The organism is Noviherbaspirillum aridicola (assembly GCF_019656455.1).
GTDB lineage: Bacteria > Pseudomonadota > Gammaproteobacteria > Burkholderiales > Burkholderiaceae_D > Noviherbaspirillum > Noviherbaspirillum aridicola.
This window is the reverse complement of sequence record NZ_BPMK01000012.1, coordinates 42,445-69,399: the sequence shown is the minus strand read 5'-3', so window position 1 is coordinate 69,399 and position 26,955 is coordinate 42,445. Positions and strand designations below refer to the sequence as shown.

The window sequence follows — 26,955 nt, the reverse complement described above, 5'->3', positions numbered from 1 at the left end:
TCAGCGCACGGCGGGAGCAGCCGGCGCGCTCGAATAAAAAGCCGTCAGCGCGGGCGCCGGCGGCGAACCGCGATCGTCCCCGCCTGAATGGATGATCGCGGCATGGAAGGACATGGGCGCTGCTCAGGCAAGGGCCGGCCGCATTGCCTGCCTGCCGTAGCAGGTCATCCGCGCCTTGCGCCTGCGCTCGCCGAGGAGTTCGCGCAGTTCGTCCACGGTCTTGCCCGCGGCCTCGGCCATGAGAATGAGCAGCGACGGCGTGATGGCGATGGCGCCGGAGCGGATCCCGCGCAGCACTTGCGGCGACAGCTGCAAACGTTTCGAAAGGCTGCGGTCGGTGGTCAGGTTGAACCAGCTCGCCAGCGTCGCCAGCAGGCGACCAGGCGCGTAGACGGAGTGAGTGTGCGTGTCGGATTGGTAGGATTGATTCGTTGCCATATTGCGTTCTGCCATGTTCATGAGGAGCTGCCGATGGCTCGCCGCAACGGATTGCTCCGATGCGTGCGGCAAGGCCATCGGCCGTCACCAGGAATGGCAAGTCTGACACGTGATCCGGGATGACTCTGTTCGCCAGCTGACAAACCGCGCCGAAAGTCGTGCCCGTCGCACCCCCAGATGAAGCGCGACGGAAAGATTGCAGGGCAGCGCGTGGCGGCCACGCCGCCAGCGCGCCGCCCGGTGGATTGCCGCTCAGTTGGCGACGATCCACTGCCTCGCCGGCATCGCCACGATCTCGCGCGCGCCGGCCTGCCCCGGGGCGACGTTGAAGGCGGACACGCGCACGGTCAGCGGGCCGTTCGGCAGCGTCCGGGTATCGAACTCCACGTAGCCGAAGCTGCCGTCGTAGGCGGTCGTGAAGCGGCCGTAGACCGGCTGGTAGCCCGAGGCCGGCAGCAGTTCGATGTTCCTCATGCCCGCGCCGCGCACTTCCACCACGACCGTGCCGCGCACCGTCGCGCCATGCGCCGGAGCCGCGCTCACGCCCGCGGTGAACGCGGCGCTGGCGCCGTTGGAGAAGGTCCAGCGGCGTGCCGGCATGACGACGATTTCCTGCGCGTCGGGCTGCCCCTCGGTGACGCTGTAGACGCTGATGCGCACATCGCGCGTGCCGTCGGGCACCGAACGGGTGTCCAGGTCCAGCCAGGCCACGGTTCTGTCCGCCGACACATTGAAGACGCCGAGGCGGGGCGTATAGCCCTGGGCGGGCAGGAGTTCGGCGTTGGCGATGCGGGTGCCGCGCACCTCCAGGCGCACGGTGCCGCTGACGGTGGCGCCGGATGCGGGCGCGGAAGTCAGCGTCGCGGTCAGGCCCGTTCCGGGCAGCGGCGGATTGCTGATGGTCCAGGTGCGGGCCGGAACCGGCACCAGTTCCACCGCGCCGGGCTGGCCGGCGCCGACATTGAATGCGGAAACGCGCGCGGCGAGCGGCCCGTTCGGCAACCGCGTCGTGTCGAAGTCCAGCCAGGCCTGGGTCTTGTCGCGCGACAGGCCGAAAACCCCGAGGCGGGGGGTATAGCCGGTCGCCGGCAGCAACTCGACATTGCCCATTTCCAGGCCCTGCACCTGCAAGCGCACGATGCCGCTCAGTACCGCGCCGTTGGGCGGCGCGCTGGTTGTCGTATAGCCCTCGCCATAGGCGTTGAACGGCGCGTACGGATTGTTCGTGCAGCGCGGCTCATACGAGCAGCTGTTCGTGGCGCGGCCGTCCACGGTCCACACGGTGGGCGCCAGCCGGCTCCCGCCCTGGTCCGCCACGGCGTCGCCATCGCCGCCGCCGCCGCAGCCCGCGAGACTCGTCAGCACCACGGCGGCCGCCGCTACCTTTTTCGATGTCGGGTTCATGTCATTCGTCCTTGCATTCGCCGGTGGCCCGGTACAGGAGTTGCGCGTCGGAGGCCCGGCGCAGGAGGGGGAGGGGCGCAACTCCGATGGGTTGGACGGAAGCGACGACAACCGGTTGCCGATGACGACTACGAAGAGTTGAGAAGCCTCAAACACCGCAGGTTACCGTGGTGCCGGGCACCGGCTGGCGACCGCTCGCCGGGGCGGCAAGATTATTTCCGCATTTCGCAATAGTCCATTGCGCTGTGGGCGGTTTATTCCGTCGGCGCGTCCGAATAGACTGCACTTCATCGATGAGCACACAAGAAAAACGCGTGCGACTCACCGAAGCAAAGCCTTCGACGGCAGACACCTTGCCTGCTCCGCCGAGACCGAGTCACTAATCGTCAATACACTTGTCTGGAGAATGAAAATGAATGCCAAGAAAATGATCGCCGCACTTGCCCTGCTCGCCACCGCCAGCCTCGCCTCCGCGTCGGAGTGGGTCGAGTTCACCGACTTCAAGTCGACCAGGACCCGTGCCGAAGTAATGGCCGAACTGGAGCAGTCGCAGGCCGACGGCAGCTACGCCGCCCTGCATCAGGAAATCGCCGACCCGGTTGCCGGCTTCGTGCCGGGCAAGACCCGCGCCCAGGTGCTGGCCGAGCTGAAGCAATCCCAGGCCGACGGCAGCTATGCCGTCCTGCACCAGGAATACCAGGGCCAGTTCCCGGCCTCCAGGACCGCTGCCGCCACCCGCCTCGCCGGCGACTCCAGGCCCGCCAACGCGAACTGAGTCAGCCGATGCATGAAGAGAACCGCTCCCGAGGGAGCGGTTTTTTTTGTCCGTCGATTCGTCCCGCCGTCGCCGGGCGGCCTGCATGTGGCGACAGCACCGGCGGGATAGAATGCAGGCGGACGGTGCCATTCACCGGCACCGGCCCCTGACAGAGGAGATGGCATGGCAAGCTCGCACCATGAGGAGGTGTTTTTTTCCGGTTCCGTCGCCCGGCTGCGTGCGGACCTCGCGCTCGCGCTTCGGGCGGCCGCGCATCACGGGCTGGGCGAAGGCGTCTGCAATCACTTCAGCATCGCCCTCCCCGAGGACGACTCGCTTTTTCTGCTGAACCCCCGCGGCCTGTTGTGGAGCGAAGTGCGGGCCGACGACATTGTCCTCGTCGACGGCGACGGGCGGAAGCTGGCGGGACGGCACGCGGTCGAGCCGACCGCGATGTTCATTCATGCGGCGATACACCGCATCGCGAGGAAGGCTTGCGTGCTCCACACGCACATGCCGCACGCGACCGCGCTCACGCTCACCGAAGGTCGCTGCCTCGATACGACGCTGTCGCAGAACGCGATGCGCTTCCACGGGAGACTGGCGGTCGACGACCGCTACAACGGGCTGGCGCTGGATGCCTCGGAAGGCGAGCGCATCGCACGGGCGATGAACGGCGCCGATGTTGCCTTCCTGGGCAATCACGGCGTGGTGGTGTGCGGTGAACGCATCGATTACGCGTACGACGATCTCTACTACCTGGAGCGCGCCTGCCAGGCCGAGGTGCTGGCAGGGTCGACCGGGCGACGCCTGATGCCCGTCGATGCCGGCCTTGCAGGCCGGGTCGCGGCGCAGTCGCTGGGCGAACGGCTGCAGGCCGAATTGTTTTTCGAAGCGCTGCGCCGCACGCTCGGATGATGGCGGCAGGATCGCCAGCCGCGCCGGCGCCCCGTTGAGGCCCGGGCGGGCAGCGGGACGGCGCCGGTCCGTCACCCCCTGCCCGTTTCCCGGACTCGGCCTTAGTCGGCTCGGTTCCCGCGCAGCGACAGCAGCGCGTACAGGATGATCGCGCCGAAGGTGGCGGTCCCGATGCCGCCGAGCGCGAATTGGCCCAGCTTCAGCGTGAAGTCGCCCGCTCCGAGCACGAGCGTGACGGCGGTGACGATGAGGTTGCGGTTGTCGGAAAAATCGACCTTGTTCTCGATCCAGATGCGCGCGCCGGCCACGGTGATCAGCCCGAAGACCACGATCGACACGCCGCCGAGCACCGCGCCGGGAATGGTCTGGATGATGGCGCCGAACTTCGGCGAGAAGCCAAGCACCAGCGCGATCAGCGCCGCGACGACGAAAATCAGCGTCGAATAGATCTTCGTGGCGGCCATCACGCCGATGTTTTCCGCGTAGGTGGTGACGCCGGTTCCGCCGACGCTGCCCGAGAGGACGGTCGCCACGCCGTCGCCGACGAAGGCCCTGCCCATGTAGCGGTCGAGGTTCTGGCCGGTCATGGCGCTTACCGCCTTGATATGCCCGAGGTTTTCAGCGACCAGGATGACGGCCACCGGCGCCAGCAGCGCCATGGCGTCGGCCTGGAACACCGGGGCGACGAAGCGCGGCACGCCGAACCATGCGGCATTGGCGACGATGGAGAAATCGATCGGCTTTCCCAGCCCGGCAAGGTTGGCCAGGACGAAATACACCGCGTACGCCAGCAGCAGGCCGATCAGAATCAGCAGCCGCTGCGCCATGCCGCGGGTAAACACCGCCACGCCGCCGACGCAGAGAATGGTCACGATTGCCATCCAGGCATCGAAGTTGTTCGCCACCACGCCCTTGACCGCGATCGGCGCCAGATTCAGGCCGATGACCGCCACCACCGCGCCGGTCACCACCGGCGGCATCAGTTTCTCGATCCAGGCGGTGCCGGTCGCCATGACCAGCAGACCGATCAGCGTGTAGACGACGCCGCAGGCGATGATGCCGCCGAGCGCCACGCCCATGTTGGCGTTCGGCCCCTGGCCGCCATAGCCCGACACCAGGATGACCAGGCCGATGAAGGCGAAGCTCGATCCGAGGTAACTCGGCACCCGGCCGCCGACGAACAGGAAAAAGAGCAGGGTGCCGACGCCCGACATGAAGATTGCCAGGTTGGGGTCGAAACCCATCAGCAGCGGCGCCAGCACGGTCGCCCCGAACATGGCGACGACGTGCTGGAGTCCCATGGCGAGGGTCTGCCCCCAGGGCAGACGGTCTTCCGTGCCGATGACCGGCCCCAGCCCGTCATGGGTGCTGGCGCGCAAACGCCACTTGGGAAAAAACGTGTTTGACATCAGGTTCTCCGGGTTGGCCGGTGCGTGGGCAGCATGTGCGCGGCACCGGCAATGAATAGAAAAATTTCCAGGCGAGAAGTTTATTGAGAGGCGTGCAATACCACAATAAGAAATTGTACGGGTGCTCAAATGGGCAGCGGGCGGCGGGCCGCTGCGCGTCGGACACCCGGAGCCCGCGCTGATTCATCGCCATGTCCCGTCGGCCGCGCTCCGTCCGGCCGCCGGCGAATCCGCCCGGCGGCCGCCGGCCCTTGATTTTCCCGGCACACGCGATCCAGGTGACTCCGCTCAAACCGGCTGAACAAAGGAGGATCGATTCCGCCGGCCGCTCCTCATAAGCAGGCGCTAACCGCGCCGGACGGGAAGCACCTCCGGGGCGCGTTCGCGCGAACTTCGGCAGGTACCGCCGCCCATTGCCGCGGTACCCGGACATCCCTGCGCGCTCCGGGCTGCGGGCACGGAGCGGCAATTCCATGAAGGAGAAAGCAATGATCCGCAAACTCATTCTTGGCTTCTGCATCCCCCTGGCCATCGCCGGCTGCGGCGGCGGCGATGGCGTTCCGGGAACGGAGACGCAGGCGAGCGCGGCGTCGATGATGCCCGGCACGAGCGTGGCGCCGCCAAGCCTGCCCGAGCCGGGCCTGCCGACGCCGGAGCGCCCCGGTCTGCCGGCGGAGCGCGCCGCGCCCGAGGCGCGCTTCACCTCGCCCTATGCGCTCACGCTCGATCGCGGCGGCAATCTGTATGTCGGCGGCAACGGCACGGTGCGCCGCATCGCTCCCGACGGCAGCGTGACGACGCTCGCCGGCGTCAACGGGGTGTTCGGCGATGCCTTCGGTCCGCCGGCCGACGGCACCGGCGCGGCCGCACGCTTCAACCGGCTGACGGCGCTCGATACCGATGCCGCGGGCCATCTCTATGCCACCGATACCTTCCTCAATGAAGGACGCATCCGCAAGATCACGCGGCAGGGCAATGTCACGACCGTCTTCGAGGGCATCTACGGACTCGGCATCGAGACGGATGAACACCATGGCCTCTACATCGCGGACAACTTCCGCTCGGCGATCGCGAGGCTGGCGCCGGACGGGAGCCTGACGCGCTTGCTCGAAGGCCAGCTGGAGCCGCGCGGCGTGGTGCGGGACGCCGGCGGCAACCTGTACGTGCTCAACACCGGGCAGGACTTTCCGCCGCTCGGGAAGACCACGTACAGCTGCACGCTGGACAGGATTTCACCCACCGGGGTGCGGTCGACGCTGGCAGGCGCGCGCGCCGCGCAGGAGTTCGACAACACCTGCGGACACATCGACGGGCCGGGCGCGGGCGCCAGGATCGGTGCCGGCGCGCAGGGGCTGGCCAGCGATCAGGCCGGCAACCTCTATTTCGCCGACACCGATAACCACACGATACGCCGGTACGGCACGGACGGCGTGCTGACGACGGTCGCCGGTTCGGCCGGCGTCGCGGGCAGCGCCGACGGCGCCGGCGGCGAGGCGCGCTTCAACCGGCCGACGAGCGTGGCGGTCGATGCGGCAGGCAACCTGTATGTCGCCGACTCCGGAAACCATGCGATACGAAAGATCACCCCGGCCGGCGTGGTAAGCACTTATGCGGGCCAGCCGGGCGAGCCGGGCAGCGTCGACGCCGGGCCGGTATGAAAAGCGTAGCGGGCCGCGGCACCGGGCCGGTCGCCAGGCGTGCTCGCGCCGCGGCCGGCTGACGGTCGTCGATCGGGTTCCCGCGGCCGCCCGTCACGCGTCGTGGCCGGTCGCGGCGACGCCTGCCCGGGCGCCCTCAGCGGGTGGCGGCGGCGTCGCGCGGCCTGGCCGCTTCCCGCAGCTCGCGCCGCAGGATCTTGCCCACATTGCTCTTGGGCAGATCGTCGCGGAATTCAATCGACCTCGGGCGCTTGTAGCCGGTCAGCTGCATCGCGCAGTACTTCATCAGCTCGTCCTCGCTCAGGCCGGGGTCCCGTTTCACCACGAAGAGCTTGACCGCTTCGCCGCTGTTCTCGTCCGGCACCGCGACCGCCGCACATTCGAGCACGCCGGGATGGGCCGCCACCACGTTTTCGATTTCGTTCGGATAGACGTTGAAGCCGGACACCAGGATCATGTCCTTCTTGCGGTCGACGATCTTCACATACCCGCGCTCATCCATGGTGCCGATATCGCCCGACTTGAACCAGCCGTCGGCGGTCATCACCCTGGCGGTCTCGTCGGGACGGTTCCAGTAGCCGGCCATCACCTGCGGTCCCTTGATCTCGATCTCGCCCGGCTGGCCCGGCGGGAGTTCATTGCCGGCATCGTCGGTGATGCGCACCGCCGCGCTCGGCAGCGGCAGGCCGACGGTGCCGGTGAAGGCTTCCGAGTCGACCGGATTGCAGGTCACGCCGGAACTGGTCTCGGACAGTCCGTAGCCCTCCACGATCGGACAGCCGGTGACGGACAGCCACTTGCCCGCCACCGTGTCTTGCACCGCCATGCCGCCGCCGTTGGTGATGAGCAGTTCGCTGAAGTCGAGCGACCTGAAATCGGGATGATGCAGCAGGCCGTTGAACAAGGTGTTGACGCCCGGGAAGGCGTGGATCTTGTAGCCGCGCAGCGCCCTGATCAGGGAAGCCAGGTCGCGCGGATTGGGAATCAGAATGTTGCGGGCGCCCATGCGCATGCCGAGCAGGCCGCAGGTGACGAAGGCGAACACATGGTAGAGCGGCAGCGCGCACACCAGCGTGTGCTGGCCTTCCACCTGCCGCTTCTTCAGGCCCGGCTGCATCCAGGCCTCGGAAGACAGCAGGTTGGCGATCAGGGTGCCGTGCAGCAGCACCGCGCCCTTGCTGACCCCGGTGGTGCCGCCGGTGTACTGGAGCACGGCGACATCGGATACCGAGAGGGACGGAGGCGTGTAGCGGCCGATCGCCTTGCCCTGGGCCAGCGCATCGTTGAACCGCGTGTGGCCGGGCAGGGCGTAGGCGGGCACCATTTTCTTCAGATGGCGCACGGCGACGTTGACGATCGCGCTCTTCGGAAAGCCGAGCAGGTCGCCCATGCTCGCGACCACCACCTTTTCCACCGCGGTGCGCGGCAGCACCTGCTCCAGCGTGTGGGCGAAATTTTCCAGGATGATGATGGCGCGCGCGCCGGAATCCCTGAGCTGGTGTTCCAGTTCGCGCGCGGTGTACAGCGGATTGACGTTGACCACGATGCCGCCGGCGCGGAGGATGCCGGCCACGGCGACCGGATACTGCAGCACGTTCGGCAGCATGATCGCGACGCGGTCGCCGCGCGCCAGCCCGTTCTTCTGCAGCCAGGCCGCCAGCGCGCGCGACAGGCTGTCGATGTCGCCGAAGCTGAGCGCCTTGCCCATGCAGACATAGGCTTCCCGCTCGCGGTACTTGTCAAAGGCCTGCTCCATCAGTTCGACCAGCGATGAATACTCGCGATAGTCGATCTGCGCCGGAACGCCCGGCGGATAGTAGTCCAGCCACGGCATCTGCATCATCGTCGTCTCCTTGCTTGTTGTAGTGGTACGGTGTGCGGCAAGTGCAATCTTGACGCAGAGCGGGCGCGGAATCCAGATGCAGCGCAAGATGCGAGGGAGGCGCCCGTCTTGATTTCGGACACCATGCCGGCGCGCCCCGGTTCTTGCGCGCGCGGCGTCCTGCTATAGTCGGCGCATAAAGACCGATACGACATGTTCCGCGCCGCTTGCATGTGCGCACGGAAAGGAGTGCGAGGATGACACAGAGGGTGATTCCCATCGCCGCGCCGGACGCCGGCCGCGAACGCAGGCGGCAGGCGCCGAAGGGCAGGCAGGTCGATCCCGCCGCGCTGGCCGAGGTGCGGGCGCTGCTGGGCGACGCCCCGCGCCGGCGCGACCTGCTGATCGAGCACCTGCACCTGATCAACGACCGCCACGCCTGCCTGTCGACCGCCCATCTGGCGGCGCTGGCGCAGGAGCTGGGCATGGCCCAGGCGGAAGTCTATGAAGTCGCGAGCTTCTATCATCACTTCACGATCCTGCGCGAAGGCGAGGGACCGGCGCCGGCGCTGACGGTCCGCGTCTGCGAGGGGCTGTCCTGCGAACTGGCCGGCGCGCGGGCGCTGCTCGACAGGCTGCCGGCCATGCTCGGTGCCGCCGTCCGCGTCGTCGCCGCGCCCTGTGTCGGCCGCTGCGACCAGGCGCCGGCCGCGATGGTGGGACGTCACGAAGTGCCGCACGCCGACCCCGCGCGCATCGCCGCGCTGGTCGCCGCCGGACGCACGGACGCGTTGCCGCCCGCCTGCACCGGCTTCGACGCCTACCGGGACGCGGGCGGATACCGCCTGCTCCGCGATTGCGTCGAAGGCCGGCGCGACGTGGAGAGCGTGCTGCGCGCGATGGAAGACTCCGGCCTGCGCGGCCTCGGCGGCGCAGGCTTTCCCGCCGGCCGCAAGTGGCGCATCGTGCGCGCCGAGCCCGCGCCCCGCCTCATGGCCGTCAACATCGATGAAGGCGAGCCCGGCACCTTCAAGGATCGCAACTGCCTGGAGACGGATCCGCATCGCTTCCTCGAAGGCATGCTGATCGCCGCCTGGGCGGTCGGCGTATCGGCGATCTACATCTACCTGCGCGACGAGTACGCGGGGTGCCGCGCGATGCTGCAGGCCGAGCTGGAGCGGCTGCGCGCGCAGCCGCCGGTGCCGCTGCCGGAAATCCACCTGCGGCGCGGCGCGGGCGCCTACATCTGCGGCGAAGAGTCGGCCATGATCGAGTCGATCGAGGGCAGGCGCGGCATGCCTCGCCTGCGCCCGCCCTATGTGGCCCAGGTCGGCCTGTTCGGCCGCCCCACGCTGGCGCACAATTTCGAGACGCTGTACCGGGTGCGCGAGATCCTGGAAAAGGAGGCGGACTGGTTCGCCTCGCACGGCCGCAACGGCCGCCGCGGCCTGCGCGCGTTCTCGGTCTCCGGCCGCGTGAAGCGGCCGGGCGTGCATCTCGCCCCGGCAGGCATCACGCTCAGGGAACTGATCGACGAGCACTGCGGCGGCATGGCCGATGGCCACGACCTGTATGCCTACCTGCCCGGCGGCGCCTCGGGCGGCATCCTGCCCGCCAGCCTCGCCGGCGTGCCGCTCGACTTCGACACGCTGCAGCCGCACGGCGCCTTCATCGGCTCGGCCGCCGTGATCGTGCTGTCGCAACAGGACTCCGCGGTGGCCGCCGCGCGCAACCTGCTGCGCTTTTTCCGGGACGAGTCCTGCGGGCAGTGCACGCCGTGCAGGGTCGGCACCGCCAAGACCCTGGCCCTGATCGAACAGCCGGAATGGCATCTCGAGCTGCTGCAAGACCTGTCGCAGGTGATGCGCGACGCATCCATCTGCGGCCTCGGACAGGCGGCGCCCAACCCGGTCGATTGCGTGATCCGCTATTTTCCACATGAGCTGCGGCAGCAGAGGAGGACGGCATGAATGCGACCGACCGCCAGCGCCTGAAGCCGGCGCCGCAGGACGGGCAGGCCGCCCTGGTGAATTTCAGTCTCGACGGCAGGCGGGTCAGCGGCAGGGAAGACGAAACCATCCTTGCGATCGCCCGGAGAGAGGGCGTCGAGATTCCCCGCCTGTGCCACATGGACGGGCTGGCGCCGGCGGGCAACTGCAGGGCATGCATGGTCGAGATCGACGGCGAGCGCACGCTGGCGGCATCCTGCTGCCGGCATCCGCGCGAGGGCATGTCGGTCAGCAGCGTCAGCGAACGCGCCCGCAAGGCCCGGGCGATGGTGCTGGAACTGCTGCAGGCGGACATGCCGGAAAACCGTCCGGCCCGGGGCAGCGAACTCGACGAGTGGAGCGCGAGGCTGGGCATCGGCAAGCCTCGCTTCGCGGCGCGGCCGCAGCCGGCGGCGGACGCCACGCATCCCGCCATCGCCGTCCGTCTCGATGCCTGCATACAGTGCACCCGCTGCCTGCGCGCCTGCCGCGACGAGCAGGTCAATGACGTGATCGGGCTGGCGCTGCGCGGCGACCGCGCGAGCATCGTGTTCGACATGGACGATCCGCTGGGCGCGTCCACCTGCGTCGCCTGCGGCGAATGCGTGCAGGCCTGTCCGACCGGCGCGCTGAGTCCGGCGCGCGCGGCCGCCGATGCCGTGCCGGAGCGTGAAGTGGACTCGCTCTGTCCCTTCTGCGGCGTCGGCTGCCAGCTCACCTACACGGTGCGGGGCAACGAGATTCTTTCGGTCGAAGGCCGCGACGGGCCGGCCAATCACAAGCGGCTGTGCGTGAAGGGCCGCTTCGGTTTCGACTACGCGCATCATCCGCAGCGGCTGACGCGGCCGCTGATCCGCCGCGAGGATGCGCCCAAGGATGCGGCCGCGGCGTCCGATCCCGACCGGGCCTTGCAGGCCTTCCGCGAAGCGAGCTGGGAAGAGGCGCTGGAGCGGGTCGGCAGCCGCCTGCGCGGGCTGCGCGACACACTGGGCGGCAGGGCGCTGGCGGGCTTCGGCTCGGCCAAGGGCAGCAACGAGGAAGCCTATCTGTTCCAGAAACTGGTGCGCACCGGCTTCGGCAGCAACAACGTCGATCACTGCACCCGGCTGTGCCATGCCTCATCCGTGGCGGCGCTGCTGGAAGGACTCGGCTCGGCCGCCGTCTCCAATCCGGTGATGGATGTGATGCAGGCCGAGGTCGTGCTTCTGATCGGCGCCAATCCGGCCGTCAATCATCCGGTCGCGGCAAGCTGGATCAAGAACGCGGTGAAGCAGGGCACCCGGCTCATCGTCGCCGACCCGCGGCGCTCCGACCTGGCCCGCCACGCGCATCGCTTCCTGCAGTTCAGGCCGGACACCGACGTCGCGCTGCTCAATGCGATGATGCATGTGATCGTTGCCGAAGGGCTGGTCGACGAGGGCTTCATCGCTTCCCGCACCATCGGCTACGAAGCGCTGCGCCACAAGGTGGCGCCCTGCAGCCCCGAGCTGATGGCGCCGGTATGCGGCATCGATGCCGGCCTCATACGGGAGGTGGCGCGGCTTTACGCGACCTCGCGCGCATCGATGATCCTCTGGGGCATGGGCGTGTCGCAGCATGTGCATGGCACCGACAACGCGCGCTGCCTGATATCGCTGGCGCTGATGACCGGCCAGATCGGCCGCCCCGGCACCGGCCTGCATCCGCTGCGCGGACAGAACAATGTCCAGGGCGCGTCCGACGCCGGCCTGATTCCGATGGTCTTCCCCGATTACCAGCGCGTCGACAGCGCGGCCGCGCGCGAGAAGTTCGAGCGGCTGTGGCAGACGCGGCTCGACCCGCACCCGGGGCTCACCGTGGTGGAAGTCATGCACGCGATCAAGGCCGGCCAGGTGCGCGGCATGTACATCATGGGCGAAAACCCGGCGATGTCCGATCCCGACGCCAGCCATGCGCGCGAAGCGCTGGCCGCGCTCGACTTCCTGGTGGTGCAGGACATCTTCCTCACCGAGACCGCCTGTCTCGCCGACGTGGTGCTGCCGGCCTCGGCCTTCCCCGAGAAGACCGGCAGCTTCACCAATACCGACCGCACCGTGCAGCTCGGCCGCCAGGCGATCGAGCCGCCCGGCGACGCGCGCCAGGACCTGTGGATCATCGGGCAGGTGGCGCGACAGCTCGGCCTGGACTGGCGGTATGCCGGCGTGTCGGAAGTATTCGAAGAGATGCGGCATGCCATGCCGAGCATCGCCGGCATCAGCTGGCAGCGGCTGCAGCGGCAGGGTGCCGTCACCTATCCCTGCCACAGCGAAGACGATCCCGGGGCACCGGTCGTGTTCACTGGGCGCTTTCCCACCGCCGACGGGCGCGGCCGCTTCGTTCCGGTCGACATCATTCCGGCCGCCGAGCAGCCGGATGCCGACTATCCGCTGGTGCTGATCACCGGGCGCCAGCTCGAGCACTGGCATACCGGCAGCATGACGCGGCGCTCCGCCGTGCTCGACGCGCTGGAGCCGGATCCGGTGGCGCTCGTCCATCCGCTCGATCTCGCGGAGCGCGATGTCGCCCCGGGCGGCGTGGTGACGATCGAGTCGCGGCGCGGCCGCATCTCGCTGTATGCGCGGGCCGACGACGGCATGCCGCGCGGCGCGGTCTTCGTCGCCTTCTGCTACGCCGAGGCCGCGGTCAACGGGCTGACCAACGACGCGCTCGACCCGTTCGGCAAGATCCCCGAGTTCAAGTACTGCGCGGTGCGCCTGCGCGGGGGCGGGCAGGCGCCGCCGGAGAGCGGCTTGCGGCGCGGGCCGCCGACGGAACGGGTGTAAAGCCTGTTCCGCTCCGCACGCCGCCCTGCCGCGCAGGGTCAAGGGCGGGCACATGACAAATAGTTATAATGACCCGCACCTTGTCCCCGCCCCGACAGCATCCCATCCCCGCGAAACCCGTGAATCCCAACCGGCTGGACGCCTTGCTCATCGCAGAAACCGTCAGGCTCGTCGAAGCGGACGCCCCGCTCGACGATGACGAGGCCACCCGCCGCGCCGCCGCGATGGACGGCGGCCGCGAGCAGCGCCTGCTGGCACGGGCGGCTCTGCTCGCGGACCGGCTCGGACTGTGGCGGGATCTGCAGGCATGGCGCACGCGCGCCGTCATCGCCTGGGCCGGCCTCGGCCTGCTCGTCTTCCTCGCCGGCTACGGCCTGCTCCAGGGCCTGCTCGGCGGCGGCCGCACGATCAACGTGATGCTCGCCTTCCTGACCGCCCTCGGCATGCACTTCCTGACACTGGCGCTCTGGCTGCTCGGCCTGCTGGCCGGCGCCGCGGCGCTGTCGCGGCTTTCGCTCGGCAATCTGCTGTTGCGCATCGCCTCGTGGCGCGCGTCCGGCGCCGGCGCAAGCGCTTATCGTTCCCGGTTGCCGCCGGCCGCGCTGGCGCTGCTCGATCGCGCCAGGCTCCTGCCCTGGCTGTTCGGCCTCGCCAGCCATGCGGTCTGGAGCATCGCCTTCGTGCTCGCCCTGGCCGGGCTTTGGCTCATGTTCTCGTTCCGCGAATACCGTCTCACCTGGGAAACCACGATACAGAGCAGCGAGTTCTTCGTCGGCTTCATCGAGGCCACCGGCCTGCTGCCGCGCCTGCTCGGTTTCCCCGTGCCGGACGCGGCCGCGCTCGCGGCCGACACCGCCGGTGTCCAGCGCTCGCTCGCCTGGTGGCTGATCGGCTGCACCTTCGTCTACGGCCTGCTTCCGCGACTGCTGCTGACGCTGTTATGCGCGGCGGTGACGGCGCGGCGCCGGCGGCGGCTCGCGCTCGATTTCGGCGACCCGTATTACCGCAAGCTGCTCGCACGGATGGACGACATCGGCCGCAGCGCCGTGATCGACCCCGAGCGGCATGCGCCCGCGGCATCCGCCGATGAGGACATGCGCGCGGCCGCCGATGGACGCGCGCTCGCACTGGTCGGATTCGAACTCCCGCCGGAATGCCCTTGGCCGCCGCCGGGCATCGCGCCGGCGCCCCGGCTGAGCATCAATGTCTCCGGTTCGGGCGACCAGCGCAGGGAAGCGCTGCTCGCGTTGCAGGCGCAGCGGCCGGGCCGCATCCTCTTCGTCTTCGACCAGGCGGCGTCGCCCGACCGCGGCGCCGCGCGGTTCCTGCGCGAGGCACGGGCAAGCGGCGGCGCGGCGTCCCTGTTGCTGCTGCCGGTGCGCGGCGGCGACGACGCCTGTGCGAACCGCTGGCGCGCATGGCTGGCCGACAGCGGGATGGGAAACCTGCGGACCTTCGACGATGCATGCGCCGCCGCGGCCTGGCTGGAGGGACGCGATGAATAAGCCGCTGCGCATCGCCGTCGTCGGCCACACCAATGCAGGCAAGACTTCCCTGCTGCGGACCCTGATGCGGCTCGCTTCCTTCGGCGAGGTATCGGACCGTCCCGGCACCACCCGCCATGTGGAAGCGGGCGATCTGCGCGGCGAGGGCGGCGACGCGATCCGTTTCTTCGACACGCCCGGCCTGGAAGACTCGGTCGCGCTGCTGGAATACCTGCACGGACTCGGCGCCCACCTCAGTCCCCCGGACCGGATCCGCCGCTTCCTCGCCGGCCCCGAGGCCGGCGGCGTGTTCGAGCAGGAGGCCAAGGTATTGCGCACCCTGCTCGATATCGACGCCGCGCTCTACGTGCTCGACACGCGCGAGGCCGTGCTGCCGAAATACCGCGCCGAGATGGACATACTCAGCTCCTGCGGCCGTCCCATCCTGCCGGTGCTGAACTTCGCCGCCGACGCGCGCAGCCGGCTCGGCGAATGGCAGCATGTGCTGCCCGAGCACAAGCTGCACGGCTCGGTGGCCTTCGATGCGGTGGCGCCCGCGACCGGCGCCGAGGAGGCGCTTTACCGCGCCCTGGTTTTCCTGCTGCCCGCGCGCGGCGGCGAACTGACCGCGATATGGGACGACATCCGGCAGCAGATCGTCGAGCGGCGCGATTCCGCCTGCCGCGTGATCATGGAAGCCCTGGTCGACCTGGCCGCGCTGCGGCGCGAGATGCAAAAGGATGATGCGGCCGGCGAGACCGCGAGGCAGCGGCTGGTCGCGGAACTGCGCGAGGCCGCGCTGCAGCGGATGCGTCGCGCCGTCGCGGATCTGCTGCTGATCTACGGCTTCCAGCGCGACGAGGTCGACGAAGCGCTGCTGCCATGGACCGGCGGCCGCTGGGAAGACGATCTGTTCAATCCCGGCGTGCTGCAGGACGCCACGAAGAAGCTCGGCGCCGGCGCCGCCATCGGCGCGGCGCTGGGACTGGCGGCCGATGTCGCGCTGGGCGGGCTGTCGCTCGGCGCGGGCATGAGCATCGGCGCGGCGGCCGGCGGCGTCGCCAGCCAGGGTTTCGGCGCGCTCGGACGCAAGCTTGCCAACAGGGCGCGCGGCATCCTCGAGCTGAGCCTGGAAAATGAAGTGCTGTGGGTGGCGGCGGGCCAGCTGTTCGGACTGCAGGCCGCGCTCGAACGCCGCGGCCATGCGGCCCAGGGCAGGATCAGTCCGGCCGCCGCCGACAAGGCGATCGAGACACGGCTGAAGAAGCTGATGGTGGCATTGCAGCCCGCCCGCGCGCTGGCGCTGCCGCCCGGCGAGCTGCGCCGCACCGACCGCAGGCGGGTCGCGCTGGCGGCCGCCCTGCAGCCCGCGGCACGGGAACTCGCCGATGCGCTGGCGTCCCCGGGCGCCGCCGGTGCGCATGGCGCCCGGCAGTGGAATCCCGGCACGCCCGTGTGAAATTTACCTGCGGCGCGCCGCGGCCGCGGCTCAGTAGCTCTTCCTTCTGACCATCCGGTAGAGGGCCAGCAGGATGATCGCGCCGATCAGCGCCGCGATGAAGCCGGCCGACTCGCCCACCTGGTACCAGCCGAGCGTGCGTCCCAGGAACGTCGCGAGAAGCGAGCCCGCAATGCCGATCACCGTGGTGATGATGAAGCCGCCGGGGTCCCTGCCAGGCATGATTGCCCGTGCAAGCAGGCCGACGATGAAACCGATCAGGATGGTCCAGATAATTCCCATAATTTCCTCTCGAATAATGTTGAAGGAGACAAAAGGGATCATCAGCAAGATGCGGGCCACGGTTTTCCATTCCCGCTTCGCAAGCTGGCACAGGTGTTGCGGTGCGGATGCGGGACGCGCAGCGCATCACCGCTCGCATTGACAGACTCACGGGCGGAACCGCATGGACGATCAGCTTGCGCAGGGAAAATTTTCAACGATTGGCACCGCAGAGGAAATCTCCTGGCAGCGCTGGCTGCTCGCCGCCGCCGGCTTCGCGATGCTCGTCTTCCTGTTGCTGGCGACATTGCGCTTTCTGCGCGGCGTCGATGCCCGCGCGGGATGGGCGTTCCAGGCCGGCTGCCTGACGGCCCTGTCGACGCTGCTCGGGACCCTGCCCGTGCTGTTCGCGCGCGGCTTCTCGCAGCGCCTGCAGGATGCCCTGCTCGGTTTCGGCGCCGGCGTGATGCTCGCCGCGAGTTCGTTCTCGCTGATCCTGCCCGGCATCGAAGCGGCCGAGGCGCGGGAGATGAATGCCTGGCAGGCGGGCGGCATCGTCGGCCTCGGCATCCTCGCCGGCGGCGCGCTGCTGTTCCTGTTCGACCGCCTGCTGCCGCACGAGCATTTCATCAAGGGCCAGGAGGGCTGGCACGCGCGCCGGCTCAGGCGCGCATGGCTGTTCGTGGGCGCCATCGCCCTGCACAACCTGCCCGAGGGCCTCGCCATCGGCGTGGCCTTCGGCGGGCCCAACCTGGTCAGCGCGCATGCGCTCGCCACCGGCATCGGCCTGCAGAACATTCCGGAAGGACTGGTGGTCGCGCTCTCCCTGCGCGGGGTGGGCTACAGCCGGCTTGCATCCGCCGCACTCGGCGCCGCTTCCGGCCTGCTGGAACCGGCGGGCGCGGCCTTCGGCGCGATGGTGATCGGCATGTCGGCGGTGCTGCTGCCCTGGGGACTGGCATTCGCCGCGGGCGCCATGATTTACGTGATCAGCCATGAAGTCATCCCCGAGTCGCACCGCAGGGGACACGAGCCCTCGGCCACCTGGGGCCTGATGCTCGGCTTCGTGCTGATGATGCTGCTCGACACCGCGCTGGCCTGAGGAGCAGTCTGCCGCGCCCTGACGTAGACTCGGGTATCGCGCGGCCGCGGCCGCTTCACCATGCAGAAAGGGAAGCCCGATGACAAGCAAGGATGTTCTCGCGTTCTGGTTCGACGAAATCAAGCCCCGGCAGTGGTGGGCCGCCGATCCCGCCTTCGACGCGCAGGTCGCCGGCCGCTTCGGCGCCCTGCTGGAACAGGCCGCGCGCGGCGAGCTCCATGCCTGGCGCGCCGACGCCCGCGGACGCCTGGCGGAAATCATCGTGCTCGACCAGTTCTCCCGCAACATCCACCGCAATACGCCGCGCGCCTTCGCCCGGGACGGCATCGCGCTGGTCCTCGCGCAGGAGGCGGTGGCCGGCGGCGCGCTCGACGTCCTCTCGCCGGTCGAGCGCAGCTTTCTGCTGCTGCCCTACATGCACAGCGAGTCGCGCCTGATCCATGTGCAGGCAGAAGCGCTCTATCGCGCCTGGGCGCCGGAAGACAATTTCAATTTCGAACTGCGGCACAAGGCCATCATCGACCGCTTCGGCCGTTATCCGCACCGTAATGCGGTGCTCGGCCGGCAATCGACGGAAGAGGAAATCGCGTTCCTGAAACAGCCCGGCTCGTCTTTCTGAGGCAGGGCCCGGAATGAAGGGATGAGGGTGAAGGAATGAAAGCGGGCGGCGGACGCCGCCCGCGGCAGGCTTACTTGCAGGTGGTGCAGACGATCAGCTGGTTGTCGACCTCGACCACGCCAGGGACTTTCTTGACGATGCCCGGCGCCTTCAGGAAGGCGGCGACCGACTTGACCTCGCCCTTGAGCCTGACCTTGCCCTGGGTGGTGTCGACGCTGACGTTGGCGCCGGCGGTTTCCGGATCGGCGGCCAGCGCGTTCTTCACGTTCTGGGTGATGGCGGCATCGCCCGAGGGCGCGGCGGCCGCGCCCTGGCCGGCGGCCGGCGCGGTGTCGGACTTGCCGCCCATGCCGGCGCAGCCGGCGAGGACGGCGGCGGAAAGCAGCAGGCCCAGCAATTTCGTTGTCTTCATGTCGTTCTCCTTGTTTTCACGGTGCTTTTTTTTCCGCGGACCATTGCCGCGGAACTCCGTCATTGTCCATGAAAATCCGGAATCCGTGTCGGCACCGCCCGGCCCCCGCTTCTGCGCCAGCTCAGGCTTGTCGCAAAGAGGGCGGCGCGAGCCTGCACCCGGTCCCGGGCGATCGCGCGATGCGTGAAGGCAGGCCGGCAGGCGCGGGGTCGCCGGGAACCCCGCAGCGTGCGCCTGCTCAGACTTTGCTAGTCAGGCAAAAGCGCCTAAGATCTGCTTTTGCACCAGATTGGGGATTTTCATGAAGTACAGCTCAGTACACCAGTTCCTCGAGTACGTCGCGTCCCGCAATCCCGGCCAGCCGGAGTTTCTGCAGGCGGTCACCGAAGTGATGGAAAGCCTGTGGCCGTTCATCGCCGAGCATCCGAAATATGCGGAACACGGCCTGCTCGACCGCCTGGTCGAACCGGAGCGGATCGTGATGTTCCGCGTCTCCTGGGTCGACGACCGCGGCCAGGTGCAAGTCAACCGCGGCTACCGCATCCAGCACAGCATGGCCATCGGGCCCTACAAGGGCGGCATCCGCTTCCATCCCTCGGTCAACCTCTCCGTGCTCAAGTTCCTGGCATTCGAGCAGACCTTCAAGAACGCGCTCACCACCCTGCCCATGGGCGGCGGCAAGGGCGGGGCGGATTTCGATCCGAAGGGCAGGACGCCCGGCGAAGTGATGCGCTTCTGCCAGGCCTTCGTCAGTGAACTGTTCCGTCACATCGGCGCCGATACCGACGTGCCGGCGGGCGACATCGGCGTCGGCGGCCGCGAGGTCGGCTTCATGACGGGCATGATGAAGAAACTCAGCAACCGCGCCGACTGCGTGTTCACCGGAAAGGGCCTCAGCTTCGGCGGCTCCCTCATCCGCCCGGAAGCCACCGGCTACGGCACCGTCTACTTCGCCGACGAAATGCTCAAGACGCGCGGGCGTACGTTCGACGGCCTGCGCGTCAGCGTCTCCGGTTCGGGCAACGTGGCGCAGTACGCGGTGGAGAAGGCGATGAGCCTCGGCGCCAGGGTCGTCACCGTATCCGATTCGAGCGGCACCGTGATCGATGAGGAAGGCTTCACGCCGGAAAAGCTGGCCGTGCTGATGGATGTGAAGAACCATCTTTACGGTCGCGTGAGCGACTATGCCGCGCGCGTCGGCGCCCGCTTCGAGGCGGACAAGCGCCCGTGGCACGTGCCGGTCGACGTGGCATTGCCCTGCGCCACGCAGAACGAACTCGACGCCGACGATGCCGCCACCCTCATCCGCAACGGCGTGGTCTGCGTGGCCGAAGGCGCCAACATGCCCTCGACCATCGAAGCGGCGAAGGCTTTCGAAGCCGCCGGCGTCCTGTATGCGCCGGGCAAGGCAAGCAACGCCGGCGGCGTCGCCACATCCGGTCTCGAGATGAGCCAGAACGCCGAACGCATGTCCTGGCCGCGCGAAGAAGTCGACGCCCGCCTGCTGCAGATCATGCAGGGCATACACGCGGCCTGCCTGCAATACGGCAAGCGCGCGGACGGCAGCGTCAGCTATATCGACGGCGCCAACATCGCCGGCTTCGTCAAGGTCGCCGACGCCATGCTGGCGCAGGGCGTGATCTGACGGGACGGGCCGCGGCGACCGGCGGCTTCCATCCCGCCGCGGTGTCGCGCTGACGCGCCCCCGCCCATCCCTCCGTGGCCGGTGCCCGCCGCCGGCCCTTCTTCCGATACGCCTGCTCACCTTTGCCCGGCCCCGGGCGCGCCCGTAACAGTCTGAGACGTCTTCGACCGGAACCAGTCGCGCCCACCCGCCTCCTACCTGCTACGCGTTCTTAAACACTTCGTGCCGCCGACGATACGGACAGGCATGAATACCCAAGGAGATGTGGCATGACGAATCCGAGAGGTCGCTCCATCGGCACCAGCGGCGACGATACCGTGGTGGCCGTGTACGACAATTACCAGGATGCGCAGAATGCGCTCCAGGCCCTGGCGGCGGACGGCATTGCCCGTACCGACATGCAATTGCAGCCGGAAACCGAAAGCACCGGCACGTCATCCGACGCCGCAACGACGAGTAGCGAGTCGGGCGGCGAGGGCGGAATCCGCGGCTTCTTCCGGTCGCTGTTCGGCGGCGACGAGCATGACGAGCACCGGCACATCTACCAGGAGTCGGTGCGCCGGGGCAGCTACATTCTGACCATTGATATCCGGGACGAAAGCGAGGCGGACCGCGTGGTCTCCACCCTCAACCGCTTCCATCCGGTCGACATCGACGAGCGGGTCAGCCACTGGCGCCGGCAGGGCTGGGCAGGTTACGACGAGAGCGCTCCGCGCTACACCGCGGAAGACATCGCACGGGAACGCAGCACTTATGCGTCGAACAGGGCGACGGCCGCGCCCGCGGAGCAGGCCCGCATCCCGGTGATAGAGGAAGAGCTGAAGGTCGGCAGGCGGGAAGTGCAGCGCGGCGGAATCAGGATCATCAAGCGCATCCGGGAAATCCCGGTGAGCGAATCCGTGCAGCTGCGTGACGAGCATATCCATGTGGGACGCCAGGCGGTCGACCGGCCCGCCGGACAGGCGGAATTCAAGGAGGCATCGTTCGAGGTTCGCGAGACCGACGAGGAAGCGGTCGTCTCCAAGACCGCGCGCGTCGTCGAGGAAGTCGTGATCGGCAAGGAAGTCGAGCAGCGGACCGAGCGGATCGACGATACCGTGCGCCGCACCGACGTCGAGGTGGAAAACCTGGCCGGCGGCGGCATGTCATCCGGCAGGGACGATGCGGAATTCCGGCGTCACTGGCAATCCACTTACGGCACATCCGGCGGCCGCTATGAAGACTACGATGCCGCCTACCGCTACGGCACGACGGCGGCCGGGTCGGACCGCTACCGCAACCACCAGTGGTCGGAGGTCGAGCCGCAGCTGCGCAGTGACTGGGAAGCGAATCACCCGGGCAGCGCCTGGGAGAAGGTGAAGGATGCGGTCCGCTATGGCACCGAGCGCGTGACGGGCAGGCGTGGCCACTGAGGCGGGCCGGGCGTCCGCCCGGCGAAACAGTGCTTTTGCATGACCTTGAACGGCCTGCGGGCCGTTTTCTTTTTGATCGGAGATGATGATGTTGAGAGAAAAGTTTGTCATCGGGCTTGCCGCATTGAGCCTGCTCGCGGGGCTGAGCGCCTGCCAGAAAAGGGACGAAGCGTCAGCGGAGAAAGGGCCTGCGGAAAAGGCCGGCGCCCAGGTCGACGCCGCGACCTCCAAGGCAGGGGACGCGCTGAACAAGGCAGGGGAAAAGACGGGGCAGGCACTTCAGTCGGCCGGCGAGAAGACGGGTGAGGCAGTCAGGCAGGGCGGAGAGAAACTCGAAGGCACGGCCCAGGAAGCGCAGAAGAAGGAATGACCGCCGTCGCCGCGGCAATCATCACTGAACCTCGGCGGGGCCGGGGCACTCGATCGCCGGTTATCCCGCCCGCTTCAGCCGACGGCGCCGCTGTCCTGGGCGGCGGGTTCCGCGTGTCCGGACAGCCATCGGGTCGCCGCGGCCAGGTCCTCGTAGACGATGCGATGGTTGTCGTCGCCGAAAGTCATGCGCCCGTGATACGCCAGCTGCGGGTTCGGGACCACTACCGCGACGCGGAAGCCCCGGGCCTGCAGCTCCGCATTCAGTCCTTTCTGCACTTCCTTCACTTCGTAGGTCGGCGCTTCCGCCTCCAGGAAATCAAAGAGAATGCTTCGGCTGCCGGATTCCTTGGCGAGCTGCAGCGCCCGCGCATGGCGATCAAGCACGGAGGTCACCGTCGACAACCCTCTGGTCCGAATAATGATGATCCCGCCGACGAGACCGACCCAGAACTGACTCTGCATGCGACTTTCGCTACCCATTTTCAAAGCAGGCATTATTCCGAACGGCGACAGCTGAAAGTTGACGTGCGTCAATCAATGTACGCTGCCGTACACGGCAGCTGCCAGCTTAGCGAGACCGCGCCAGTTCACGGTCGAGTGCATTGGCGAATCGCTGGCGGTCGGCATGGCTGAAGGCCGCCGGTCCGCCGGTATCCACGCCGCTGCCGCGCAACTCTTCCATGAAAGCCCGCATCGTCAGCTGCTGCGCGATCGTGTCCCGGGTGTACCACTCGCCGCGCGGATTGAGCGGCAGGCCGCCCTTCTCCAGCACCAGGGACGCCAGGGGAATATCACCGGTCACCACGATATCGCCGGGCTGGACGCGCGCGAGGATTTCGGCGTCCGCCGCGTCCGCGCCTTTCGGCACCTGGAGCGCGCGAATGAAGCGCGAGCCCGGCACGCGGATCAGCTGGTTGGCCACGAGTGTGACTTCGAGCTGGCGGCGTTCGGCCAGCCGAAAGAGAATGTCCCTGATGACGGCGGGGCAGGCGTCGGCGTCGACCCAGATGTGCATGGCGGATCAGATGAAACCGGCAGGCTGCGCGCCAGGCCGGCGCGGGCGGACGAGATCGTTCCCGATCATGCGGACGCTCGCCGGCCGACCCATTTGCGCACGACGTCCTGGTACTTCCTGAAGGCGGCTTCGTTCCCGAGTTCGCTGCGCCACTGGTAGATGGGAATGATGTCGGACGCCCCCAGCGCCCTGGAGGCGATTTCGACGCTCTGGGAAACATAGTGGCGCTTGCTTTCCATGCCGGTGAAATGCACCAGGAACGGCGTGTCCCTCGCGACCGGATGCGCCTTGGTCATTCGCAGAAAATCGTAGAACTGCCCGTCATTGAAATGAACGCTGCAGGCGATCAGATCAAACGGCCGGTCCAGCATGGCCACGGCTTCGCTCAGCGTCAGAACCGCGGTGTAGTCAAATTCCGGGGCCGGATACGCTTCGCCCAGGACAGGCAATGCCTCGGGAACCGTGGCGGAAAGTACCCTGATAACTTCCATGAATGAAACGCCGCTTCGCGAAATGAACATCCACGGAATTGTAGCCGGATCGGGAAGTCCGCTGTGGCATATCCCGCGGGGACGAAGGGGCTCGCGTTCAGCCGGGCGCAGCGGTGCGCGCCCCGGGAGACCGGCCGCGCGATGAAACCGGCGCGCTACTCCGGATGCTGATCGACGCGGAGGTCCCGCCTTGCCTAGTCCTGCGGAGGCGCGTACTGCTCGATGACCTCTTGCTCGGTGAGCATCGGCGTCTGATTGGCGAAGTCGTAGTACGGCGGCTTCTTGTCGACGTAGATCTGGCTCGTCATTTCCAGATCGGTCGAATCGAAGGCGCCCGCGGGAATGAAGTACTCCCCGGTCGCGAGGAACTTGTAGTAGAGATGCGTTCCGCATCGCTTGCAGAACGCCCGCTCCGCCCATTCCGAGGACGCATAGGTCGTGATCTGCTCGGCGCCGCTGAACTGCACATCCGGCCCGCAGTGAACGGCGAGCAATGGCCCGCCACCCCATCGGCGGCAGAAGCCGCAATGGCAGGCGCCGATTTCCCTTGCGTCAGGAGAAGTGAAACTCACCGCTCCGCACAGGCAATGACCGTTCATCTCTTTCCTCCTCTCATCAGCGTGGTCGATCCGGAAAAGTGATCTTGGCACGACATCGGGAAGGCGGCAACCGCGGCCTGCGCGGCGGGGGCGGTGCGGTGCGGCGCTAGCCTTGCACTGGCAGCTGGCGCACCTCGCCCCAGCTGTTTTCAAACACGATAGTGTCGACGGCGCGGCGCTGATCCCATTTTTCGATTTCGAGCATCGGCGCGGGATAGAAGGCTTCGACATGTCCGATGCAGAGGATGGCAATCGGCTGGCTCCCCTCGGGCATTCCGCACAGGCCGCGAAGGACCGCGGGATCGAACATCGATACCCAGCCGACGCCTATGCCTTCCGCGCGCGCCGCAAGCCAGAGATTCTGGATCGCGCAGGACGCGGAGGCGAGGTCCATCTCCGGCATCGTGCGGCGTCCGAAAACATGCGCTTCGCGCTTGTCCATCAGGCCCACGACGAGCACTTCCGCGCATGAAAGTATGCCTTCCACCTTGAGCCGCATGAACTCGTCCGAACGCTCGCCGAGTGCGGCGGCGGTCAGGGCACGCTCGTCGTTCACATGGGCGTGAAGCTTCCGGCGCAGGTCGCCGGAAGTGATGCGGATGAAGCGCCAGGGCTGCATGTATCCGACGCTCGGCGCCATATGCGCGGCCTCGATGAAGCGATCGAGCTGGCCGGGCTCGAGCGGGTCGGGTGAAAAATGCCGCATGTCTCTCCGTTCGCGGATCGCCCGGTACACGCCCTGAATCTCTTGCTGCTGAAACTTGTGCTTGTCCATTTTCTCGATGCAGTGGAAACGCTGGTGGGGAGACCGAAGCCCGGGATGCGGTCTGTATACGTTGGACCGGTCAAGCCCGCTGGCTTACGATTTCCTGAACTGTGCGGCGAATGATTCGATTTTCCTTGTCGGCCCCGACACGATCAGCAGATCGGCGGGAAGAATGAAGGTGTCCGGTGTCGCGTGCTGGAAGTCCTTATTGGCTCGTTTGACGCCGACCACCGTCACCCCGAACCGCTCACGAACGTGTGACTCGGAAAGGCGCAGGTTATGGGTGAGTTGCGGTGCGTGGATCTTTGCGATCGCGAAGCCGTCCTCAAACTCGATGAAATCCATCATCCGACCGGTGATAAGGTGCGCTACGCGTGCTCCCATATCCGCTTCAGGATAGACGACATGGTGGGCGCCGATGCGCTGGGCGATCTGTCCGTGTTCCTGGGTCATTGCCTTGACCCAGATATCCTTGATACCCAGTTCGGTAAGCACCATGAGCGTCATGAGGCTGGACGCGAGGTCGGAGCCGATGCCGACAATCGCATGAGTAAAGTCGGCAACACCGAGCTGCAGCATGACTGCTTCATTGGTCGAGTCTGCCTGCACCGCGTGCGTCAGTTTGTCTGCCCAGACTTGTACCAGGTCGGCGTTGCGATCGATTCCCATCACATCGTGCCCCAGCCGCATCAACGATTGCGCGACCGTCCCGCCGAAACGGCCAAGTCCAATGACGACAACGCTGTCGCCCTTGGAAAAGGCGAACTGTTCAGTGAAAATTCTACCCAACAATTGGATGCTCCTCGGGATAACGATAGGGCATGCGCCGCTCCGCGAGGACCAGCGACGTGGCAAGTGTGATGGTTCCCACCCTGCCGAGATACATCAGGGCGGTCAGTGTCAGTTGACCTGCCGGTGGCAGGTCCGCGGTAATGCCAGTGGACAGTCCGACCGTGCCGAATGCCGAAATGACTTCGAAGATGATGCGGTCGGTTGGAAAATCGGAAACGCGTAGCAGGATCATTGTGCCGAGTACGATCATGGCGCTGCCAAGGACGAGCACGGTTATGGCCTGCCTGTGCGCGGATGCGCCAATACGCCGCCCGAAGGCTTCGCTGTCGGTATGGCCTCTGATCTCCGCGAGCACCAGCATGACCAGGATGACAGCGGTGCCCACCTTGACGCCCCCTGCCGTTCCGGCGCTGCCCCCGCCGATGAACATGAGGAGATAATGGGCAGCCCACGTATCCCTCGTCAGCGCGCCAAAGTCGACGGTGTTGAAACCGGCGGTCCGGGCGGAGACAGACGCGAAAGCGGCGTTGAGTATTTTCTCCGGCATTGTCATCGCGCCCAAGGTCTTCGGATTGGCCGACTCGAAGGCGAGCACCGCGACAAATCCCGCAACCAATAAGATGCCTGTCCCGAGGAGAGTCAGCTTGGTGTGCAGGGACCAATGGCGGGGATCGCGAAATTTGAGTCTCAGGTCCTGCAGCACGGGAAAGCCGATTCCTCCGATGAGGATCGCAATCATGACCGGTAGCAGGATCAGGGCGTCTTGCGCATACCGGACGAGACTATCCGCATGAATGGAGAATCCTGCATTATTGAACGCGGACACGGCATGGAAGAGTCCGCTCCACGCGGCGTCGCCCCAGTTCAGTCCGTAAGCGAGATGCAGCCTCAGTGTCAGTACGATCGCTATCAGGATTTCACACGTAAAGGTCACGACAAGTACGAGCCTGGCGACTTGTGCGACATCACCCAATCCAAGGGAATGTGTCTCGACCTGCGTAACCAGCCTGGTGCGCAGCCTGGGGGAGCGGTTTACCATCAAGCCCAGCAAGGTCGCCGCAGTCATCATTCCAAAGCCGCCGATCTGGAATAGCACCATAATGACGGCTTGGCCAAAGGTCGACCAATAGGTGCCCGTATCGACGGTGGCCAGGCCGGTTACACAGACAGCGGACACCGAGGTGAAGAATGCGGTCAGCCACGGGGCTGCTAGTCCATCGGCGCGGGAGGCTGGAAGCATCAGAAGGATGGTTCCGGCAACTATCGCGAGCAAGAAGCTCAAGGCGACCGCCCGAGCCGGATGAAGTATCTTTCGCACAGTAATGCGTTCT

The 26,955-nt window shown here is 67.2% G+C and carries 25 protein-coding genes; 12 read left to right on the top strand and 13 right to left on the bottom strand.

Features of this window, described 5'->3' with window-relative positions:
• Positions 1–123 precede the first annotated feature (123 nt).
• Positions 124–459, bottom strand: coding sequence for a helix-turn-helix domain-containing protein (locus NCCP691_RS14210; protein WP_220809200.1), 336 nt, complete (start codon positions 457–459; stop codon positions 124–126).
• 231 nt (positions 460–690) lie between these two features.
• The gene (locus NCCP691_RS14205) at positions 691–1,842 is read right to left on the bottom strand and encodes a hypothetical protein (protein ID WP_220809199.1); all 1,152 of its coding nucleotides are present in this window, start codon (positions 1,840–1,842) and stop codon (positions 691–693) included.
• A 412-nt stretch (positions 1,843–2,254) separates the two neighbouring features.
• Between NCCP691_RS14205 and NCCP691_RS14200 the strand changes: the two genes are divergently transcribed.
• Entirely contained in the window at positions 2,255–2,617 is a 363-nt protein-coding gene (locus NCCP691_RS14200) for a DUF4148 domain-containing protein (protein ID WP_220809198.1), read from the top strand.
• A 165-nt stretch (positions 2,618–2,782) separates the two neighbouring features.
• Complete coding sequence (locus NCCP691_RS14195; RefSeq protein ID WP_220809197.1) at positions 2,783–3,517, top strand: aldolase; 735 nt, start codon at positions 2,783–2,785, stop codon at positions 3,515–3,517.
• A 101-nt stretch (positions 3,518–3,618) separates the two neighbouring features.
• Here NCCP691_RS14195 and NCCP691_RS14190 read toward each other — a convergent pair whose 3' ends face one another.
• Complete coding sequence (locus tag NCCP691_RS14190; RefSeq protein WP_220809196.1) at positions 3,619–4,926, bottom strand: solute carrier family 23 protein; 1,308 nt, start codon at positions 4,924–4,926, stop codon at positions 3,619–3,621.
• Between the two features lie 488 nt (positions 4,927–5,414).
• Between NCCP691_RS14190 and NCCP691_RS14185 the strand changes: the two genes are divergently transcribed.
• Positions 5,415–6,584, top strand: a complete 1,170-nt coding sequence (locus NCCP691_RS14185) for an NHL repeat-containing protein (protein WP_220809195.1) — start codon at positions 5,415–5,417, stop codon at positions 6,582–6,584.
• A gap of 136 nt (positions 6,585–6,720) precedes the next feature.
• Here NCCP691_RS14185 and NCCP691_RS14180 read toward each other — a convergent pair whose 3' ends face one another.
• Positions 6,721–8,424, bottom strand: a complete 1,704-nt coding sequence (locus NCCP691_RS14180) for a long-chain-fatty-acid--CoA ligase (protein WP_274387237.1) — start codon at positions 8,422–8,424, stop codon at positions 6,721–6,723.
• Between the two features lie 239 nt (positions 8,425–8,663).
• Here NCCP691_RS14180 and NCCP691_RS14175 point away from each other — a divergent pair, with 239 nt between their 5' ends.
• The 4 genes from NCCP691_RS14175 (at position 8,664) to NCCP691_RS14160 (ending at position 16,138) form a co-directional block, all read left to right on the top strand.
• Positions 8,664–10,376 carry an NADH-ubiquinone oxidoreductase-F iron-sulfur binding region domain-containing protein gene (locus tag NCCP691_RS14175; RefSeq protein WP_220809193.1) on the top strand — a complete coding sequence of 571 codons (1,713 nt, stop codon included), beginning with the start codon at positions 8,664–8,666 and terminating at the stop codon, positions 10,374–10,376.
• Positions 10,373–13,195, top strand: coding sequence for a formate dehydrogenase subunit alpha (gene fdhF, locus NCCP691_RS14170; protein ID WP_220809192.1), 2,823 nt, complete (start codon positions 10,373–10,375; stop codon positions 13,193–13,195). Before NCCP691_RS14175 ends, fdhF begins: the two co-directional genes overlap by 4 nt.
• A gap of 119 nt (positions 13,196–13,314) precedes the next feature.
• A complete protein-coding gene (locus NCCP691_RS14165) occupies positions 13,315–14,700 on the top strand; it encodes a DUF2868 domain-containing protein (RefSeq protein WP_220809191.1) in 1,386 nt (461 codons plus the stop codon).
• Complete coding sequence (locus tag NCCP691_RS14160; protein ID WP_220809190.1) at positions 14,693–16,138, top strand: GTPase/DUF3482 domain-containing protein; 1,446 nt, start codon at positions 14,693–14,695, stop codon at positions 16,136–16,138. The genes NCCP691_RS14165 and NCCP691_RS14160 overlap by 8 nt, the downstream gene beginning before the upstream one ends.
• A gap of 30 nt (positions 16,139–16,168) precedes the next feature.
• On the opposite strand, the gene NCCP691_RS14155 is transcribed toward NCCP691_RS14160, so the two are convergent.
• Positions 16,169–16,420 (bottom strand): GlsB/YeaQ/YmgE family stress response membrane protein, encoded by a 252-nt coding sequence (locus NCCP691_RS14155; protein WP_220809189.1) that lies wholly within the window; start codon positions 16,418–16,420, stop codon positions 16,169–16,171.
• Positions 16,421–16,583: 163 nt separating this feature from the next.
• Between NCCP691_RS14155 and NCCP691_RS14150 the strand changes: the two genes are divergently transcribed.
• Together NCCP691_RS14150 and NCCP691_RS14145 are read left to right on the top strand one after the other, a co-directional pair.
• Positions 16,584–17,501 carry a ZIP family metal transporter gene (locus NCCP691_RS14150; RefSeq protein WP_238482446.1) on the top strand — a complete coding sequence of 306 codons (918 nt, stop codon included), beginning with the start codon at positions 16,584–16,586 and terminating at the stop codon, positions 17,499–17,501.
• Between the two features lie 79 nt (positions 17,502–17,580).
• Positions 17,581–18,120 carry a DUF924 family protein gene (locus NCCP691_RS14145; protein WP_220809188.1) on the top strand — a complete coding sequence of 180 codons (540 nt, stop codon included), beginning with the start codon at positions 17,581–17,583 and terminating at the stop codon, positions 18,118–18,120.
• A 70-nt stretch (positions 18,121–18,190) separates the two neighbouring features.
• On the opposite strand, the gene NCCP691_RS14140 is transcribed toward NCCP691_RS14145, so the two are convergent.
• Positions 18,191–18,532 (bottom strand): BON domain-containing protein, encoded by a 342-nt coding sequence (locus tag NCCP691_RS14140; RefSeq protein ID WP_220809187.1) that lies wholly within the window; start codon positions 18,530–18,532, stop codon positions 18,191–18,193.
• A gap of 301 nt (positions 18,533–18,833) precedes the next feature.
• Between NCCP691_RS14140 and gdhA the strand changes: the two genes are divergently transcribed.
• The 3 genes from gdhA (at position 18,834) to NCCP691_RS14125 (ending at position 21,959) form a co-directional block, all read left to right on the top strand.
• Positions 18,834–20,177: an NADP-specific glutamate dehydrogenase gene (gdhA, locus tag NCCP691_RS14135; protein WP_220809186.1), complete on the top strand. Its 1,344-nt coding sequence runs from the start codon at positions 18,834–18,836 to the stop codon at positions 20,175–20,177.
• Between the two features lie 269 nt (positions 20,178–20,446).
• On the top strand, positions 20,447–21,589 hold the full coding sequence (locus NCCP691_RS14130; RefSeq protein ID WP_238482445.1) for a YsnF/AvaK domain-containing protein: 1,143 nt from the start codon (positions 20,447–20,449) through the stop codon (positions 21,587–21,589).
• A gap of 88 nt (positions 21,590–21,677) precedes the next feature.
• Positions 21,678–21,959, top strand: coding sequence for a hypothetical protein (locus tag NCCP691_RS14125; RefSeq protein ID WP_238482444.1), 282 nt, complete (start codon positions 21,678–21,680; stop codon positions 21,957–21,959).
• A gap of 74 nt (positions 21,960–22,033) precedes the next feature.
• Here the strand turns inward: NCCP691_RS14125 and NCCP691_RS14120 are convergent, their stop codons facing one another.
• The 7 genes from NCCP691_RS14120 to NCCP691_RS14090 all read right to left on the bottom strand — a co-directional run bounded on the left by NCCP691_RS14120 (position 22,034) and on the right by NCCP691_RS14090 (position 26,906).
• Positions 22,034–22,423 carry a hypothetical protein gene (locus NCCP691_RS14120; RefSeq protein ID WP_220809184.1) on the bottom strand — a complete coding sequence of 130 codons (390 nt, stop codon included), beginning with the start codon at positions 22,421–22,423 and terminating at the stop codon, positions 22,034–22,036.
• A gap of 106 nt (positions 22,424–22,529) precedes the next feature.
• Positions 22,530–22,976: a YaiI/YqxD family protein gene (locus NCCP691_RS14115; protein ID WP_220809183.1), complete on the bottom strand. Its 447-nt coding sequence runs from the start codon at positions 22,974–22,976 to the stop codon at positions 22,530–22,532.
• Positions 22,977–23,041: 65 nt separating this feature from the next.
• Positions 23,042–23,467, bottom strand: a complete 426-nt coding sequence (locus NCCP691_RS14110; protein ID WP_220809182.1) for a hypothetical protein — start codon at positions 23,465–23,467, stop codon at positions 23,042–23,044.
• Positions 23,468–23,661: 194 nt separating this feature from the next.
• Positions 23,662–24,066: a GFA family protein gene (locus tag NCCP691_RS14105; RefSeq protein WP_220809181.1), complete on the bottom strand. Its 405-nt coding sequence runs from the start codon at positions 24,064–24,066 to the stop codon at positions 23,662–23,664.
• A gap of 106 nt (positions 24,067–24,172) precedes the next feature.
• Positions 24,173–24,841 carry a 5,6-dimethylbenzimidazole synthase gene (gene bluB / locus NCCP691_RS14100; RefSeq protein ID WP_220809180.1) on the bottom strand — a complete coding sequence of 223 codons (669 nt, stop codon included), beginning with the start codon at positions 24,839–24,841 and terminating at the stop codon, positions 24,173–24,175.
• Between the two features lie 84 nt (positions 24,842–24,925).
• Positions 24,926–25,624 (bottom strand): potassium channel family protein, encoded by a 699-nt coding sequence (locus NCCP691_RS14095; RefSeq protein WP_238482443.1) that lies wholly within the window; start codon positions 25,622–25,624, stop codon positions 24,926–24,928.
• A complete protein-coding gene (locus NCCP691_RS14090) occupies positions 25,614–26,906 on the bottom strand; it encodes a TrkH family potassium uptake protein (RefSeq protein ID WP_238482442.1) in 1,293 nt (430 codons plus the stop codon). The genes NCCP691_RS14095 and NCCP691_RS14090 overlap by 11 nt, the downstream gene beginning before the upstream one ends.
• Positions 26,907–26,955: the final 49 nt, after the last annotated feature.